Source organism: Asticcacaulis machinosus, assembly GCF_028550435.1.
GTDB classification, from domain to species: Bacteria; Pseudomonadota; Alphaproteobacteria; order Caulobacterales; family Caulobacteraceae; genus Asticcacaulis; species Asticcacaulis machinosus.
Genome location: NZ_JAQQKV010000002.1, coordinates 378,333 through 397,042 on the forward strand (window position 1 = coordinate 378,333; position 18,710 = coordinate 397,042).

Consider the following 18,710-nt stretch of genomic DNA (forward strand, 5'->3'; position numbering starts at 1 on the left):
TTGTTTTCCTATCGTTCGAATGGCCCTGGCTTTCGCCTGAGTTCTGAAAAGGTAATAACTTGTCTTATCGTGCGCCCGTTCCGGTTAAGCAGTGCTTAATCCTCGTCGGAGGAAAAGGTACGCGCTTGGGTGATCTCACGAAGGGTACACCAAAACCGCTTCTTGAGATCAGTCCAGGCCTCAGGTTTCTAGATGTCGTTATCCGAAATATAAGCCGGCAGGGATTTACAGATATTATTCTGTTGGCCGGTTATCTGGGGGAGCGGGTTTCAGAAATCTACGACGGGCAAACGGTTCTCGGTGCGAAGGTACGGGTTTTTATTGAGACCGAACCGCTCGGAACGGGAGGCGCTATTGCGACGGTCGCCGATCATCTTGATGAGTGGTTCGTCCTGATGAACGGTGACTCGCTCTTTGATATAAATTTTCGGGATTTCTCGGCAGCTCCACCCACCACCGCCATCGGTCGGCTAGCCCTTCGCGCGGTCGATGATGCATCCCGTTACGGCAGCGTCGAGTTCGTGGGCGAAAGGATTACCGCGTTTCGGGAAAAGCACGAAAGCATGGGTGGCTCTGGTTACATTAACGGTGGGATTTATCTGTTAAGTCGAGATGTGTTGGCCTATATTGATGGTGAAACATCGATCGAACGGGATGTTTTTCCGCAGATCGTGGCCGAAGGGCGGTTAACCGCTAAGCTCTATCAAGGGTATTTTCTGGATATGGGGCTTACCGACACGTTTGCTCAGGCTCAGCGTGAAATCCCTCACTTCCTGGATCGCCCGTGTCTCTTTCTAGACCGTGATGGGGTCATCAATGAAGATAAGGGTTATACCCATCGTCCCGAAGACCTGAAATTCATAAATGGTGCTCCGGAAGCGATAAAATTTGCCAACGACAATGGCTTCTTCGTTATCGTCGTCACCAATCAGTCAGGTGTCGCGCGCGGACTGTATAGCCTCTGTGAAGTTGACAAGTTTCATCAGGAAATAAACAGGCGTCTGGCTGCAACCGGAGCTTACATAGATGATTTCTATAACTGTCCTTATCATGAAGACGGGATCGTTCCCGAATATGCAGTTGCCAATCATCCCGACAGGAAGCCCAATCCGGGCATGATTTTGCGTGCGAAGAGGGACTGGAATATTATCGACGCCCAAAGCTTCATGGTCGGTGACAAACCAAGTGATATCGAAGCCGCTGTGGCTGCGGGCATTAAGGGTGTGCTGTTTACAGGGATTGATCTGCAAGGCCTTATAAATAATCAAATAAAAATCAGATTAGCGCAGAAGATGTAAATCCAATGAAAACCGTTAAACAGATTCAGAACGAGGCACGGGACTGGCTTTTTGGCGCCGCGGCACCGCTATGGAGCACAACAGGTGTGCTAGAAGATGGCATGTTTGCGGAAGCCTTGCATCACGACGGCTCGATTATGCGCGGTCCAAGGCGGCTGCGTGTTCAGGCGAGGCAGATCTACAGCTTTTGTGAAATCGGCCGTCTTGGTTGGGACGGCCCTTGGCGCAAGATTGTAGAAGACGCGCTGCCGGCATTTGTCTCTCGCGGTGTCAGCGAAGAAGGCGTGTTTATCCATACCTACGACGACAAAGGGGACGTTTCCAACAAAAGCCTCGATCTATACAATCAGGCTTTTGGGCTTTTTGCACTAGCTCACGCCGGGAACGCCTTGTCCAAGCCGGAATTATTTGCTCTGGCAGGCACTGTAATGGACCGGATAGATGCAGACTGGGCACGCCCGGAAGGTGGTTATTGGGAGGGCGTACTGACGCCATGCCCACCTTACCGTCAAAACCCTCACATGCATATGTTCGAGGCCGCCACCGCACTCTACAGATTCACAAACGACCCACGTTGGGGCGCGATAGCGGGTGCGCTTTCTTTGCTTTTCAGATCAAAGTTCCATGATCGTGCCACAGGCGCTGTCACAGAATACTTCGACCAGAGCTGGAACCCGTTGAATGACGAGACGGGAAGTATAGTTGAGCCCGGACATTGCCTGGAATGGGCATGGCTTTTTGGCACGAACGCTAAATCTCAGGATGAAATTGATACCAGTGACGGCTTGTCCGCATTCGCGCGCCGTTATGGTTTGTGCGGGCGCCGGGGCGTGGCCATAAATGAGGTATCTTTGGATGGAGCGGTCATAAATAACAATGCCCGCCTCTGGCCGCAAACCGAGCGCCTTAAAGCTGCGGCTGACAGCTTCAGACGCCAGAACGCGATAGACAGCGAACAAGAAATTATCGCAGCTTATGAAGGTTTGGCCAAATACCTCGTTACTGATATCGCTGGCTTGTGGCATGACAAGATGAAGCCGGACGGTACATTCTTGGATGAACCCGCGCCAGCCAGTTCCTTTTATCATATCGTATGTGGTCTGAGTGAGCTGCTTCAGTTGGAAATTTAGACACATCTATCCCTTTTTCTAATGCATCCTCAAACGCCACCATGATAGAGTATCAAAGTAAAGCAATTATTCACAGTTACCCACTAGCAGATCTGAACGTGAATATACCGATCTCTCTAGCGCAAATAATTACGATTCTTTAAAATATTCGGCATTTAAGAAACGTCCGAAGAATTCGCAACCAAAAAAAAATGCGAATTTTAAAATTAAATTCGATGATAAAATCATTGATATATGGAAAATTTTTAACGTACTTAATTTACTAAACCACACATCTTACTGTGTTTTAATATTTATACAGAATTTAGTCCTCATAAATATATATAACAAATAATTACGTCAGAAGTATTTTCCATTTCAATGCTCAATATTTATTTTTTGCGCATATTCTCAAGCATGGAACCTTTCCTATCATAGAACCGCCCCCCCTCCTTAAACCAATAAATAGGGTGAGGATACTTCCAGTTTTCAGCTGATAGGCTAAGGAGCTAATTCGATTGGATTATACAAGACGCAGCTTCCCTGAGAAATTTAAATCCGCTTTAGAGAATCTTCCTTTCTATGAAAAATTTCGAGAAACTCTTAAGCTAAATCTTTGCGAATTGAACAATAAACTCAAGAGGAACCCATGCTCGAAGCTTTACGAACTCGGTTCAACACGCTTTGGCAGACAGATGAAGCCTTTAACGATCCGGGGCATGCGTCTGACGACGCAGAAACTATTTTGCGGGTGGCAGGGCATGGGCGTGCACTTGATGTCGGATGCGGCAATGGCAGTCTTGTCCGAGCCTTAATTAGACAGGGAATGGATGCTTTTGGAATTGATATTTCCGATGTAGCGATTAAACGCAGCGCGCTTTTGACGCCCGACCGTTTCTTTGAAGGTCAAGCACAGGACTTGCCGTTTGAGGACGGCCGGTTTGACGTTGTGTTCTCTCGTTTTTGCCTGGATGAATTGGATGAGAATGCGCTCACTAAAGCACTAGCCGAGATGAAGCGTGTGTGTAGTGGCCCACTAATCCTTGTCGTGCGTACTTCGGCCCATGCCAACGCCGACACACTTCCTCGATTCATGGATCGCAACCAATGGGAAGAATACTTACTTGCGGCCAGCTTTCGCAAACATCCAGATCATTACGTGCTGAACCATTTGCTAAACCTTCATAATGGGATGCCGGAAGCGTTCTTCATAATGGAGCGTGGATTGGAGGACGAAAGCTTCCTATGTATGGCGGGCATTGAAAGTGATGCTCGCGCCTTCTTGGCGCATCGTGCCGCCCTGTATGTCAGGCCGCATGATGTAGTGGCAGTGGCAGATACAGATGCTGCCACTGCCTATGTGGTAGCCCGGCGCACCCGCGCTGCCACTGTTATAGCTATTGCAGAAAGAGCACAGGCCGCAATGAAGGCCTATAGCCTGCCTGAACTGCCCCTTCATTTCACTAACCAAGATGCAAACGTGATAGCTGATACGGCCATCGTATATACATCAAGGAATGTAATAGACGAGCTAATAACTCCGAGGTGGCAACTGACACCGGGCGGCCGTTTGATCCTTTTCATTTCCGGACGGCCAGATCTTGAGATTGTCTCGGTAGCCTCTTGGAAACTTGAGACTTGGTTGAGTCTGGATGTTCCAGCTAAAGGGCCACCTCGCATCTTAGACAGACTCCAATCAGAAACCGCCGAAAGACTTTGTGATGAGTGCTTGCATTTTCTGGTGTTTAGCCTGACGCCCTTTTTCCCCCTTCCCTTAGGACTGGATCGCCAACCTGCTCCCTTTAAGGGCACGCCAATGGAAAATTACCTTAATCCGTGGCTCATGCGCGCTCTTATCGTCATTGGTTCCAGGGTGGAAAATGCAGATATTCGCAAAGATTGGGCAAACCATACCCTTGAAACTTTGCCTTGGCAAAGTCCCGATGTCGGCGCCGCTCTGTGTAACTTAATCTACATGCAGCTAGAAGATGTAGAGATGGACGCTAATCTATTTGAAAAAGCGCGAAATTATCTAACATGTGCGCCGGCGAATACTACTGTACTTCGCTGGCAAATTTCCATTGCATACGCTTTGGCACTAAGGAGCCGAAACCACGGGCAATTTTTTGAAATGGAACAGTATCTTGAATATGTTCTCGATCGACCCGCGCAAGATTACTCACCTCTTCTGTTGACGAAAACCGTCGGGGCAGCCTTGATGTTAGCTATGCTCCAGTTGGCAACCGGTAGGCAAATTGAAGCTGCATCATTGCTTGAGAAAACCTACTTTGAAGTGCGGAAGTTGGTCGGCAACGCCTTAGTAGGAAGTAATGAATTGCCGGAAGCCTATGAAACATCCGAAATTGTTCAAATAATTAACGGATTGGGAGAGATGGCGGCAATGGCTGCTAATCTTCGCCAACGCATTGTCCGCTCAAGTTTATTATATGAACAGAAGCCTAATTCAATGGAAATAGAGCTTGAAAAATCAAAACAGCAGATCGCCAAAATTTCGGCTGAATTCCAATCTACCATAGATTATCTCGCTAAGGTTACTGAGGCGCGTGATTTTTTTCAGGGTCTCTATTCCGTGACGGCAGCAAGATTGAAGAGCCTGAATGCGTCTGAGTAAAGCGCCTGTTACCGTACTTAGGGTAGCGTCTTTGGTAGAATCGTTAAGTGTGACCGATGGCTGGGCCAAATCGCCGGGTGAAAATCAGTAAAGAAAGTTGTGAGGATTATTTATGACATTTGACTTCTACGCCTCCCTTGGAGAGAACTGCGAAGGAGCCTTTCAGATACGGCGCGTACTTGGCCAAGACGATAGCTGTTTCTTCAGTTGGAATATTACGCCGCCGGCCGCGTTAATAGCGCTTCTAGACGGTGACTTTCAAGACATTATGCAACCGGAAGCCATGGTGCGCCATTCGACAGATCTGATCCGCGATTCAAAATACAACTATATGTTTCATTCTGACTTTCCCAGCGACGAAGATATTAGATTCGGGGAATATCCAGACATTGTAGCGAACCACCAGCAGAAGGCACAATACCTGATTGCAAAACTTAGGGGCAACGCTGCGGACGAGACTAAAAAGACGGCTTACTTTTATAAAACGCAGGAGCCTGCAGATAAGGAAAAGGCGGTTGAGATGCTTGAAAGTTTGAAAACATTACACAACAACAACGAGAACTTCGTCCTCGTATTCCTACAACCTGAAGAGAAGGCTGAATCAGACTGGAATATTGCACAACTGAAGAACCGCTACCTAAAACGGATAGCGTCATATGCTGACGCCACTGATGGCCATGTGTCCAGCTGGGACAGAATATTCAGCGAATTTCCGCACATAAAACCCTTACGGTTGTCGGGTTATTAAGCTCCCCGCCTCTTGAAGCAATTCCGCCGTACCGGGCAGGCGCGGCGGAAAAGCGAAGCTCATATCTTCGTCCGAAAGCGTAAGGTTGGGATTATAGGCCGGATCATTCATCAGGCTTTCGCCATAACGTGATCGCAAAATGTTTACTTCTCTTAGGTCTCGAGCCTTTTGCTCCCGAGTCCTGTCCTTTCCGCGTGACGCGGATTCGTGGTGGGCCATTTCTGCATAAGGCGTATAGACATTGCGATAACCTGCATCCCGCACTTTCAAGCAGAAATCGACATCGTTAAATGCAACAGCCAGGCTTTCGTCCAGCCCACCCACTTCTTCGAAAATTCGCCTTTTAACCAAAAGGCAAGCCGCTGTTACAGCACTTAGGCTTTGATGGAGAGCGGCTCGATGATTGCGGCCTGTGTCGCCTTTCTTCAGCAGTTTGTGGACATGACCGGCGGCCCCGCAATAGCCTAACAATACTCCGGCATGTTGCAACCGGCCATCCGGGTACCACAGCCGCGCGCCAACGCATCCGACATCCGGCTGCGCCGCAAAGGAAACCATCTCCTCAAGCCAATCCCAGGTTAGTATTTCGATGTCGTTATTCATTAGGCAAATGAACTCGCCAGTGGCTTCACGCACGGCAGCATTATTCAGGGCGGAATAGTTGAATGGCCTCGGATCGCGCAGAACCCTGACTACGCCTGCAAGCTCAAGATCCTCAAGGTATTCCAGTGTCTCGGCTTCTACGGATCCGTTGTCAATCACCAAGATTTCGTAATTTCGGTAAGTCGTCTTTTCCAGTAGAGATGAGAGGCAGGTCTTCAGCAGGTCTGGCCGGTCTCGCGTCGGAATGATGATCGAAACTAAAGGCAGTTTTTCGGGCAATGCAAAGCGGACGCGGCTATAGCCGGCGACTTCCGCAGCCATTAACTGAGCGTCAGCGCGACCGGTTCGGGCTAGATGCTTTTCTACGGCCTGTTGAGGACTTGCATTTGTTACACGCGGACCGTGTCGGTGATAAAGAATCCGCGGAATATGAACGACTTGCGTGTGAGGAAAGGTTTCAATAATGCGGAAGGCCAAGTCATACTGAGCTTCATCAAGATTGGCAAAGGTTGTGTCAAAACCGCCTACGCGAAGAAAGGCCTGCCGATCATATGTTGTGAACCGCCCGATGTAGTCGTGGGTTAACAGCAATTCATAATTCAACTGAGGCTTGAAATATGGGTTTTCGCGGCGCCCCGCGTGTATTTCGTCCTCATCGCCGTAGAATAGGACGGCATCGATGTGAGTACGCCGGCTCACCGCAAGCCACATCATCGTATCCGGGTGAATTTCATCCCCCAACGGCACGGTGGTGAAAAAGGGGTAGAGCGCCTCTTCCGCCAACCGATTGATCATTACCGTTAGCGTTGAGTCCGGTAGTTCGATGATGCGGATGCGATTGTCTTGAACCGCCGCTGCGAGTGCCCGGTCGCGCACATCAACAGACACGTTAGCTGATAAGCCAATTACGATCTCGTAAAACACAAAGCTTTGCGACTGCACAGATACTAAAGTTCGGTTGAAGGCCCGCAGCTCGGAATCGAATGGTACCACCAACGAAATACAAACCATGGCATGTAGATCAAGACCTTTAGTCAAAGCAGCGGCATCTGGCCGATGGCTTGGCGATTCATACTCAGCAAGCCATTCCGCGTAGCTTGGAGGCGGGGGCGTATAGATGCTGGAGTTTACATAGAAAAATCTTGCTGGTCGCCGTTCGGCACGTCCAAATTTCAGATAGTGCGCGTAGGCATCTACCGACAACGGCCCAATATCGCTTGAATTAGCGAGATACCACCTGGCGTCGAAGAAACGGGCCACCCGCTCCTGATCGATACCTTGAAAGAAAAAATGCCGGACTGCACTGTTTTCGTTCAGGTTGAGTTCTGGATACTGAGCCACGTACCATTCCCAATCGAAAACTTGCCCCGTCAGAAAAAGAGTTTGACGCTTCGCGCTGGCGCCCAGCCAATATGCATGCATGAGACGGGAAAAAAACCCAATAACGTAACGATGCACTGTGTGCAGCTTACGAAGGAAGGTATTGAACATGAGGCGTCGCCTTCAAAGTAATTCGGAAAGCCGCATCTTACGCGGTCAGGATGGAATTCAAGCGCGCTACTTCGGCCTTTACTTCTTCATAGCGTTCCAAGATTTTCACGTCCTTCACGTCGTTTCTGTTGTGCCCAACAAACGATTCATCGTTGTACCAAAACTTGAGTTCCGGCTTATTGTCTCCAGCGCCTCCTTGGCCGCGGGCTTTCTTTAACTCGTACTCTTCTGGGGTCTTAGTATAGTAATGATTGATCTGAGCGACATCCAGTTCCACTTTTTCAGATAATCCCCAATTCAGCATGGTCAAGGGTTCACCTGAGGGGTGCACCATTTTACCCTTGGTGGCACAAGCATGCATATGCACCATGCCTGAGAGTGATGCGACCCGAGAGAAGCTTTTTAGATGGGTATTGACAACAAAATCAGGTTCTGCCGCGAGCGTAAAACGTTCCATGACCGGACGCCCATCATTGGTCAGCAGGCCCGCGCTGCCGAAAATTCTCCAGTTTACACCGATTGCGGAGACTTCCTTTCGCGCATCCAGTGGAGCGAGGAACGCCTTGACGGAAGTTTCGTTTTGCAACACCAAGAACTCATCGGCGTCAATGAAAAGAATCCAATCCGTTTTTACCTTACGCAGGGCATCCTGATACGCCGTAATCTGAGGAGACTCGTTACGGCCCAGCGTCCACTTCCTATGAGTGACCTTACCCGCTCCGGCAAGCTTTCGAAGTATAGTGTCGGAGTCGTCGGTGCTGTTATTCTCATAGATGACAATTTCATCGAAACCAAGGACTCGATGATAGGCCAGCCACTCGACCAGGTAAGGACCTTCGTTCTTCGCGATCATTACGACCGTAACCGTTGCACTCACAGCAATATCCATTGGTTAAATTTGCTAGGTTAGTAGATGAAATCGTATTTTTAGGCAATGCTCAAACGCTGCAAAGCATAGCCACAGACTCTGGTAAACCCGGTTTCGCTGTTGACGACAGTCTGATCCACTTAGCAGGAATGACTCTGGAGAGTCCGGGCCTCTTATGAGCCACCTATCACCCTCACAAGAAGTCCTGCTCCAGATGATTTATAGGAACAATCCTTGGCGGCAAATTGCAACCTCGCCAAACCCAGGAATAAAGGGTGGCTCCGCGTCGAATGGCCCGAAGGTAGCCATACCACATTCAGATATATTCTCATTTACGCAATCGACTGGGCAGCAAGCCTTGCCTTATCCCGGATTAATGATATTTCACCTCAAAATGCGTCGAGGAGCAGGGCATGACCAAACATCACGATATGGATTATCTGCATCACGTAACCGGCCATTTCGGTCTGGCCAGACTCGCCGGGGATGGCTCACATATCACGGCATTTGCATCCGTCGGCGGTATTTTTACACCGGTAATCATAGATGCGCGTTTGGAATTAAATTGCGGAACATATACAAATCCTACACTCGATCCTGGCTCCGCTCCCGCCCTGACACATATTTTGTTTCTCCCTGCGCGTGATCTCCCCGAGCTTCAAAGGCTTGTGACTATGCATATTGAGACTCATCGTCCGGAGAATGTTGCCCTGATAGGCACCTATCAATCACCTGACGCCCACTTAAACTTATACGGTGATGAAAGAACCGTTCTGCAAGATCATATTATCGACCTTGGCTACGCCAGACATCCAGCAGATTGCGCACAGCTTTCCGACTACAATCGTCTGGATTGTGGACCTTTGTTCGTCGCCATTTTACGCGCCCGTTCTGAAGCCTCCTTGCAACAGTGGCCCGTTTCTGAAGTCAGGAAAGAACGGGATTTACACATGGATATGTTGCTGGAAGGAAACCGTAGGGCGGATGCGCATACAATTCGCTATGTATTCGCGTCATGCTTTGTCTCAACGGGAGATAAGGTTGTAGATGCAGCTTGCGGCATGGGTTACGGGGTTGAGATAATCCGAACACTTAGTGACCCTGAAAACATTACGGGCGTCGATATTTCAGATTTCTCCTACCGCATCGGGTCAGCGCTTCATCTCATTCATCCCAATGACAGAATTGTATGTAGCGGCGCGGAGCAAATGCCATTTATTGAGAACGAGAGCATTGATGTAGTCGCGAGTTTCGAAACCATTGAGCACGTCATAGACTGCGACACTCTGTTGCGAGAGTTTCATCGCATACTCCGCCCTGGGGGGAAACTGGTGGCCAGCGTTCCTAATGTATGGGTTGATGAGTCAGGTAAGGATCCTAATCCCGACCACCACCACATATTTTATTGGCAAAGCTTCTACAATCTGATTGAGCGAACTGGCTTTTCGGTGGAGAGTGCCTGGTCACAAAATGCTGGCGGCGCCCTTAAGGAGCCCTTCAGGCTTAGGCAATTTGGTGAAGTGCGTGTTACAGCACCGCCGGAGACTTCAGAGTGGTGTGTAGTCTGCGCTATCCGTAAATAAGCTGTCTTTTCTCAATAACTTAGAGGTCTTTTAAATGACTCATCCGGCAAAGTAAGCCCGGAAATAGTCTATGGCCTCTCGAAAGCAAGCCTCGAGACCGACTTTGGATCCCCAATTGAGTCCGACTTGGCTAAGCTAATGTCGGGCTTACGCTATTTCAGGTCACTTTGGGGAAAAGGACGGTAGCGGCAGGCAAGCGTCCGACCTTGAAAGGAGCGACAAGACCGCGAGCTATGATGAAATCTCCTCACGTCATTCAGATACCTTCTGTGCACTCCAGGCAGCCGTTTTGCGTGAGTTATTCCGGGGTGAGCTTGAGGATTTTGAGGAGCTTCGCTTCTCCTCGACCATATTTTCGGCTTCTATCCCACAAACTGCATGACTCGACGCCCCAGCCTTGGAGCGACTCGCTGGCACTTTCCAACGGAAATCCGATAATTCTGAAGTGCGCACGAAAGAGTCGCTCTTATCGACCTGAGCCATCTGGGAGCCGGGACGGCGGCGTTTGAAATGCACTGTTCCGGGGACCGGTCGATGCGCTATACCTTTCTCAAGGGTAAGGTTATTCCAATGCCAGTCTTCATGACCAAAGCCTTCAGAAAGAGCATTCCTCTCAAATGGAATCTCCTTGTATATTCTACGCAGTCCAAACGACATGGCATCCCAATAATTCGCAATTCGCTGGTAAGATACATTAAAGTCTTCAGCTTTTGAATCGGCGTGAAACCACAACTGACCGCCAGCGCCAAAGACAACATTGAGTTCGGAATGTGCGATTGTGTCGTCCACTTCAGCCTCGCAAAAGCGGAAAGCTTCAGTTAGCCAGTTAAAGCTCCACATATCATCAGCGTCGAGGAAGGCAATGTAATCTCCCTTCGCTGCATCCACACCAGCATTGCGGGTAAGGCCGGGGTCACCTCCCGTCGTTAAGATTAGTTCATGACTGGCCCGTGCAAAATTCTCGAAGAACTGCCGAGTGAGTGTATCGGGCTTATCAAGTATTACCAACGTATCGACCGTCAAGCCCGCTTTGCGCGCAAAGGTTACAGTCTCTTCAAAACTTGCGACAGCGGGGCCTGCGAGGAACCCCTCGCGATGTCCTGTAATAATAGCGGTAATATTCGTCATGTCGAGGCCTTCTCTAAGGCAGCTTTCAGCGTGGTGATGTACTGGGCGCGTGAATGGCGGTCTTGGGTACGCTCGTACAGCAACTTACACTTCCCATTGCGTAAGGATCTATCGCCGATCGCCTCATCAATAGCCGACACATATGCAGAAATGTCTTCTATGTCCTCGATGAGCCAACCCGATTCTAAATTAATGAGTTCAGGCACACCACCAACGGCGCTTGCTACTATAGGCATGCCACGAGCGCCTAGCTCAATAAGTATGGTGGGCAACCCCTCCCACTCCGCAGTAAAGAGCCATACATCGCAATGCTCCAACGGAAGCTCATCGTAGCTCTTAAAAGGAGGATTAAGTCTGAGATTTTTAGGTGCCCGCCTCATATCAGGCGCCTCTCTCTCAAGCACTGCCGCTCCCCAGCATTCGAAATCTACATGAGGCATCGCCTTAGCGACTTTCAGAACGAGATCAAAACGTTTCTGCGGATCCAAACGAGCTGCCCACAAAACCTTTGGACGAACATTGTGAACCTCGTCGGTGATAACCATTTCAGGCGGTTTACCGCGAATTGGAGTATGCAAAGGATATATCCGGTTGCCATATTCGACTGGCGGCGCAAACATCCGTATGAGTTCATTCTTGAGATAAGCCGTATCCGTGAACAAACCGGTGAGATATGCCGCTGTGGTCGGATAGAATTCACTTGGATACCCGGCGCGCACCCCATTGGCCATGTCCCAGCAAAATAGATAGGCGTACAGTTTGGTTTGCAGTGAAAGACGCCGCCCAAATCGCCGCAGCGTCGTCCACGTCAAACGACTATTTATATTGAAAACTCGCTTAGGCGTTAAGCCTGTCAGCGCACCGTAAAGGAGAAGCTCCGCGGCTGAGGGAGACTGCCCCTGAATTATATCCGAGATATCGACAATGTCGACATTGTCCGGAAGCCAGTCGGGACGTTCAAAGTTGGGATAATCGACACGAAGTATCAGATTGCGCTCATTCGGATAGACTTCCTTCAGGCTTTGCGCCAGCAAGCAAGCGACTAGATCAGCGCCTCCCATCCGAATCCAGGGAACGCAAATGATATTATCGTAGTGCAGTTGTGAGAAGCGGCTCTGCAATGCAGTCTGCAGGAAGCCCATCTGATCGTGTAACGGTGCCAAAATTATCTCATTGTAGAGCTTAGGCTGACCGATTTCTGGATCATGAAACTGTGCTCGGGCAATAACATCCGAAAAAACAGCCGATTTTAGTACACTATCTATCCGCTCTTTAAGCGACACCATCGTCGCAACACCATCAACCGTAACTGTAAGCCGAGCGTAATTACGCCAGAATCGGTGCCAATGGATTACAAAGGCTGGCAGGTCCGTTTCTGAAAAGCCTGGAGCTAAAGCCAGCATACAGCTCTGGTTTGGAGACCGGCCCTCATAAATTCCGTACAGCACAAAGTGCAGGTAGGGCCAGATATTCGCTTCATTTATGTCGCTGTAAGCTGCCAGATAAGCCTTTGCATCAAATAATGGCGCAGGTTGAATCTCTTCTAAAATCCCTACACGCAAAAAATGCTGAAGCAGACCCTTTGTACCCTTCTTGAGTTTAGCTGCGCGGCCATAGTAGTCTGGATCGAAAAGCGCGCTCGAATAATATCCACCTGAAATCACGTTCTCGATATGGGCCTTGAACTGGTCGAAAGCCGTTTCCGTTTTAAATGCAGTTGTCGTCTCAGAAGATTCTATTGCATTCATGTCGGGGACAAAAAGCGAAATTGCAAACTGCACCGCCGCAATTCCATACTCACGCGTCAGCGGTCGAAGACAAACAAGAAGATTTTCGTAGAGCGCGATAGTCACCTCGGCTGGATCGTGTGCAAGGCATGCAACCATCCTACAAGGCGTAAAGTTTGTTTGCTCATTGAAAGCCGCGTAATGGAGCAGAAGAGGCATCTCATCGATCGCATAATGGTCCTTGGCCTGATAGCGATACCAATGAGGATCGAATAGAGGGTTTGCAACACGGTTTTCATATACACCATGTAAATAAAAGTGCTCAAACAACGGGAAAGCTGCGTCTATCAGATCGCCGTTACAGTTTCGGTAGCAGGCTTCATCGAAAAGCGCAGTCGGAATTATATTTTTACGACGTCCGACGAAAAGCCAATGAAGGAATAAGGGACCGCTTATTGGCACCTCCAAGGCCTTTGCAACTAAAGCCTCGCGATAGTATTTGTGAGAAAATAACGGATTGGACGGCCTGCCCTGCCACATACCCTCGCAGAGAAAGTCAATGAGCAAATCCGACTTCGCTTCATCCTTTTTCGTATAGTAAAATGGTACAGCGGAATGACCTAGAATATTAAAATCTTCTGCAGAAATATTTCCATATCGATCATATAGTGGCGCGATGCATTTCTCATACAAGCGCAACGACTTGATATGCTCGCCGAGGTGCGGTCGGAGAGTCTCCAAGGCAGCGTTTGGCGTAAATCCTTCCCACAGGTGATGGCAAAAGAAAAAGATCAGGTTGTGTCGGGAATCTTCTGGACTATACCATTTTCTGTCCAGCCATGCTGCAGCTTCGCGACCTTCAAATTGACCATGCAAAATAAAATGCTCGAAACCGAACAGACTTCCTTTGGCAAGGTCACGATTGGTGGAAAAATAGTAATCGTTAGAAAAAAGGGTTGTCGGAACGATCTGCTTCTCTACCCCGTGGAATAACCAATGCAACACGGCAGGCTCACCGTCTGCGACATCCACAATTCCAGCTTGAGCCGCACGTTGACGGTACGTGTCGTCATTGAACAGAGGTGAAAACGGCGTATTCGCCGTTAAGCCTGTAGAAAGGAAGTGATCGTAGAGATCAGTCGGGGAGCGCGTAATCGGTAGGTTTGCATGCCGAGCGTAGAAATCCGGTTGAAACAAATTCTCAAGAATTGCTCGCTGCTGTTCATCTAGCCGTTTTAGCGCGGGAGATTTAAAGTAAGTCGTATTAGTCGTTTCGATAGCGTTACGAAAAACCCGGACCTTACTCCGAACAGTTTTGTCGGCCTTTTTGCCGTACCGACCTTCCGTTAGCCAATACCAATACACTGGCTGGATTTGAGGGTCTCCGCTAGCCAAGGCAGTAGAGTAGATTTCCGGCGAGAAATCAGGCGATGGAGAAAGATTCCGCCACACGCCTTCGCTGAGGAAATGTAGTGCCAGTTGCTTTTTACTCGAGCTGGAATCGAAGCGGCCCTTTAATCTATAGTGGGACTCTGAAAACGAGTTCCAAAATTTAACAAAGTCATTCGCTTCAAATTCATGCTGGAGCGGAAGATAGACATCTGCGATATTGGACAACACTTCACATTCCGGTATTCCGGAAATTTTACTAAAGGGTTTGAATAAGCTCAACCCATCGGCAAGGAATGCTTGATAGAGGGGCTCGCTACTTTTTGCTTGGAACCATTTGTATTTGACCGGATCGAACCAGCTCAGCGCCCGACGATCTTCGGCAAGACCATGGCGGACAAAGTGTTCAAATGCCGGTATACCCGACGCCTTCACATCGGGGTATTGCTCGAGATAAAATTCTGTATCGAACCATTTTGTCGGAACAACCTGCTTTGATCGCCCCTCCCGGAGCCAGTGTAGAATCGAAGACTCATCAGTGGGAACGTCTGCAACGATCGAACGGTAGTATTCAACATCGAAGAAGGGAGACGGAGATACATCTCTAGTCAATCCCGCACCTAGAAAATGCTCAAAAATGGCTTCATTGCGGGTACGGCGCATCCCAAGTTGGTCGCTGTAATAACTGGGGCTAAACATGCAGCACAGAAGCTGATATTCGTCCATGCCAGTAGGGACGCCTGCCTTTTGGTTCAATAGCTGCAGGAAGGCTTCAGCTTTGGTCGCCTGACGTTCGCAGATGGCTTCCCAGTACGACAGATTTGAACGGGTAAATTTCGTACGCAGCTTTTTAATCGTATCGCGCACCTTGCTACGAAGCGTTCGAAGTCGTTGTCGAGTTGCGATAGGAAGAAAGTTCAGTCCATACATATTATTATCTTAGCAGAGTCTGAGGTTCAGGTTTGCAGACGAAATGCACCAAAGGCGTTGAGATACTGAATGTGTCATGGATAGTGGCTTTGATACCATTTTGCGAGTTTAAGAATTCCCTCGCTTAAAGACTCACTTGCCTGCCAGCCAAGATCGATCTTGGCGCGCCGACAATCTAGAATATTTATATTAACGTCGAATGCGCGTGCGGGGCGATAAGACACCTTTGCCGTCAACCCCGTCGCAGCATTTATTGCAGTAATTATGTCGTTAATTGAGGAGCCAACGCCGGACCCTATATTGTAAATTTTATGCGGTGCCGCCCCTTCTATCAGCGTAAGAACGCCGCCCACAGCATCGTCAATATAAATATAATCCCGCACGGCCTCGCCATCTCCGAACACTTCCAGGGGCAGTCCGTTAAGAACCCTATTGATAAAAATGGGAATAATACCCTGTTGTCGATTGAGCGCCTGCCCGGTTCCATATGGATTTGAAAGACGCGTTACGGCATAGTCCAAACCGTAAGAATGATTAAAGTATTCCAAATATTTCTCTATGGAAAGCTTAACTATACCATACGCACTTATTGGATCCGTCGGATGATCTTCACTGATAGGATGATACTTCGGAACACCATATATCGTCCCACCGGAAGACAAAAATACTAGACGCTTAACACCTTGGGTAACGCAGGCGCGCATAAGATTTATTGAGCCCAAAAGATTAGTGGAAATATCGAATTCAATATTGTCTGCCGCAGTTGACGGAATTGTCGACGTCGCCGCATGCACACACACGTCTATACCGCTCAGCGCACCGCAAAGCCCATCCACATCAAGCAGATCTCCGCAAAAATATTCTGCCTCCTCCGATAATTTTGCGTGAGAAACTGATCGTGACAGTATGCGGACCTTGTGTCCGTTGCTTTGCAAAGCTTTGGTCAAATGCCGTCCGATGAAGCCGGTTCCCCCGACCAGAAGTACATACATAATTATTGTGCATCCGGCTGTCTTGAAGCTTGTTTCTAAAATTCTTAGTTACTATTTCCATTCACGGCAAGTTGCAATTAGAGCCAGTTCATGCACATCCACCGAAAGCGCGCTCGCGGCGTTTCGGACAGCCTGTGCTGCTGTTACCGTGCTCGGCTTCCAAGCTTGAGAAGATATCACCGAAAGCCTCGACGCCATTCCCTGCAGGTTCCGAATGAGGTAGTACGTCCGGGAGAAGCTCAAGTGCCGGATTGGGAAGGCTTAAGGAGCTAGCTTCAAACTCCTAAATGTAGCGCTAACGCCGAATGGACGCACATCATATTGTTTACGAACAGCTTTTGAAAACCGGTGTTTAAGTGGGAACTGATGGTTGATATAAGAACCCACTTATGATTATTGCAGTTTTACTGCAATCAATATTTGGCTCCACTGCGTTCGGCAAGACATTGTCGTAAATATCGTCCATAGTCGCTTTTGCCAAAGCAATCAGCCAATGCGTTAAGCTGTTGACTATTGATAAAACCTTTCCGCCAGGCAATTTCTTCGGGGCAAGCGATTTTGAAACCCTGACGTTTTTCAAGGACACGTACGAATTCTGCGGCATCAAGGAGGCTATCGGGTGTGCCGGTATCGAGCCAAGCATAACCCCGCCCGATAGGCTGAACCGTGAGTTCGCCCTTTTCGAGATAGACACGGTTGACATCGGTGATCTCATATTCGCCCCGCGCCGAGGGTTTAATATTGGCTGCGATATCCACCACATGGTGATCGTAGAAATAAAGCCCCGTAATCGCCCAGTTGGATTTTGGCTGAAGTGGTTTTTCTTCAACCGAAAGCGCCTTCATATTGGCGTCAAACTCGACCACACCGTAGCGTTCAGGATCGGAGACCTGGTAGGCGAAGACACTGGCTCCAGATGTCAGTTTTGCCGCGTTCTCAACGAAGACCGGCAAGTTGGCGCCGTAATAAATGTTGTCGCCCAAGATCAGGCATGACGGCTCTGAACCGACAAAGTCGGCGCCAATCATATATGCTTGGGCCAGACCGTCCGGCGAAGGCTGCTCCGCATAGCTCAGCGAGATGCCCCACTTCTGACCATCCCCCAGAAGTTTCTGAAACAGAGGCAGGTCGTGAGGGGTTGAGATGATCAGGATGTCACGGATCCCCGCCATCATCAGGGTCGAGAGCGGATAATAAATCATCGGCTTATCATAGATCGGCATCATTTGCTTGGAGACGCCAATAGTCATCGGATGGAGCCGGGTGCCGGATCCGCCGGCAAGGATAATACCCTTCATAATTGTTTGCCTTTAATAAATCGCTTTTTGTCAGGCTGGGCGATTAAAGCGTCAAGACATTCCTCCAGAGAAGTCTGCCACGGCGCCAACCTGACGCTATAGGTTTTAAATAATTTTTCTCCACTCAAACGAGAGTTTTTGGGCCGTTTCGCAGGCGTTGGATATTCAGTCGACGAAATAGAGTTGACATGGACAAGCTTGCGTCCGCGCCTATGCGCTTCATCAAAGATAACCGTAGCGAACTCAGCCCATGTGGCTTCGCCCTGACCTGTCAGATTGAAGATGCCGCGAAGTGTCAAATCATCGCTTCGGGTAACGGTCTTGGCGACCTCGACTAGCCCCCTGGCGATTTCAAGAGCGGACGTCGGGCATCCGCGCTGATCGACCACTACATCGAGACTCTCACGCGTTTCACCAAGGCGTAGCATGGTCTTGACGAAGTTGTTGCCATAGGGGGAATAAACCCAGGCAGTGCGCAAGATGACATGGTTGGGGGTTGCTTTGGCGATTGCCAACTCTCCCTCAAGCTTGGTCTTGCCATAAATGCCAACCGGGTTTGTCTTATCCGTCTCAACATAAGGGTCTGATTTTTCACCATCGAAGACATAGTCGGTCGACAGATGCAAAATGGGAATGTCGAGTTGGTTGGCGATGCGCGCAAGCTCGCCCGGCCCCTTAACATTGACGGCCTCAGCCAGTTCAGCTTCAGACTCAGCTTTATCAACAGCCGTATAGGCAGCGGATGAGATAATGACATCCGGTTCGATGGCTACAATTGGTGCTTCAAGAGACTGTGGGTTTGCAAGGTCACCTTCTGGCCGCCCAAAGGTGAGAATTTCCACACCCGTTTCAGCCCCAATGACCTTTAAGGCCGTCGCCACCTGCCCCTTTTTACCCGTCACCAGGATACGCAT

General features: G+C 49.2%; 12 protein-coding genes. 5 read left to right on the top strand and 7 right to left on the bottom strand.

Annotated elements, in window-relative coordinates; genetic code table 11:
* Window positions 1-59 precede the first annotated feature (59 nt).
* The 4 genes from PQU98_RS10170 to PQU98_RS10185 all read left to right on the top strand — a co-directional run bounded on the left by PQU98_RS10170 (window position 60) and on the right by PQU98_RS10185 (window position 5,787).
* Window positions 60-1,298, top strand: a complete 1,239-nt coding sequence (locus tag PQU98_RS10170; RefSeq protein ID WP_272744832.1) for an HAD-IIIA family hydrolase — start codon at window positions 60-62, stop codon at window positions 1,296-1,298.
* A 5-nt stretch (window positions 1,299-1,303) separates the two neighbouring features.
* A complete protein-coding gene (locus PQU98_RS10175; protein ID WP_272744833.1) occupies window positions 1,304-2,428 on the top strand; it encodes an AGE family epimerase/isomerase in 1,125 nt (374 codons plus the stop codon).
* 628 nt (window positions 2,429-3,056) lie between these two features.
* Window positions 3,057-5,039, top strand: coding sequence for a class I SAM-dependent methyltransferase (locus PQU98_RS10180; RefSeq protein ID WP_272744834.1), 1,983 nt, complete (start codon window positions 3,057-3,059; stop codon window positions 5,037-5,039).
* Between the two features lie 112 nt (window positions 5,040-5,151).
* Complete coding sequence (locus tag PQU98_RS10185) at window positions 5,152-5,787, top strand: DUF1796 family putative cysteine peptidase (RefSeq protein WP_272744835.1); 636 nt, start codon at window positions 5,152-5,154, stop codon at window positions 5,785-5,787.
* Here PQU98_RS10185 and PQU98_RS10190 read toward each other — a convergent pair.
* Both PQU98_RS10190 and PQU98_RS10195 read right to left on the bottom strand, forming a co-directional pair.
* Window positions 5,767-7,881, bottom strand: a complete 2,115-nt coding sequence (locus tag PQU98_RS10190; RefSeq protein ID WP_272744836.1) for a glycosyltransferase family 2 protein — start codon at window positions 7,879-7,881, stop codon at window positions 5,767-5,769. The two genes, PQU98_RS10185 and PQU98_RS10190, sit on opposite strands and share 21 nt — an antisense overlap.
* Window positions 7,882-7,918: 37 nt before the next feature.
* Window positions 7,919-8,770, bottom strand: a complete 852-nt coding sequence (locus PQU98_RS10195) for a glycosyltransferase family 2 protein (RefSeq protein ID WP_272744837.1) — start codon at window positions 8,768-8,770, stop codon at window positions 7,919-7,921.
* 392 nt (window positions 8,771-9,162) lie between these two features.
* Between PQU98_RS10195 and PQU98_RS10200 the strand changes: the two genes are divergently transcribed.
* Complete coding sequence (locus PQU98_RS10200) at window positions 9,163-10,332, top strand: class I SAM-dependent methyltransferase (protein WP_272744838.1); 1,170 nt, start codon at window positions 9,163-9,165, stop codon at window positions 10,330-10,332.
* A gap of 252 nt (window positions 10,333-10,584) precedes the next feature.
* Here PQU98_RS10200 and PQU98_RS10205 read toward each other — a convergent pair whose 3' ends face one another.
* The 5 genes from PQU98_RS10205 to rfbD form a co-directional block, all read right to left on the bottom strand.
* Window positions 10,585-11,460 (bottom strand): glycosyltransferase family 2 protein, encoded by an 876-nt coding sequence (locus PQU98_RS10205; RefSeq protein WP_272744839.1) that lies wholly within the window; start codon window positions 11,458-11,460, stop codon window positions 10,585-10,587.
* Complete coding sequence (locus tag PQU98_RS10210) at window positions 11,457-15,506, bottom strand: glycosyltransferase family 4 protein (protein ID WP_272744840.1); 4,050 nt, start codon at window positions 15,504-15,506, stop codon at window positions 11,457-11,459. The genes PQU98_RS10205 and PQU98_RS10210 overlap by 4 nt, the downstream gene beginning before the upstream one ends.
* A 74-nt stretch (window positions 15,507-15,580) precedes the next feature.
* Window positions 15,581-16,498 (bottom strand): NAD-dependent epimerase/dehydratase family protein, encoded by a 918-nt coding sequence (locus PQU98_RS10215; RefSeq protein WP_272744841.1) that lies wholly within the window; start codon window positions 16,496-16,498, stop codon window positions 15,581-15,583.
* A 413-nt stretch (window positions 16,499-16,911) separates the two neighbouring features.
* On the bottom strand, window positions 16,912-17,796 hold the full coding sequence (rfbA, locus tag PQU98_RS10220) for a glucose-1-phosphate thymidylyltransferase RfbA (RefSeq protein WP_272744842.1): 885 nt from the start codon (window positions 17,794-17,796) through the stop codon (window positions 16,912-16,914).
* A complete protein-coding gene (gene rfbD, locus PQU98_RS10225; RefSeq protein WP_272744843.1) occupies window positions 17,793-18,710 on the bottom strand; it encodes a dTDP-4-dehydrorhamnose reductase in 918 nt (305 codons plus the stop codon). Before rfbD ends, rfbA begins: the two co-directional genes overlap by 4 nt.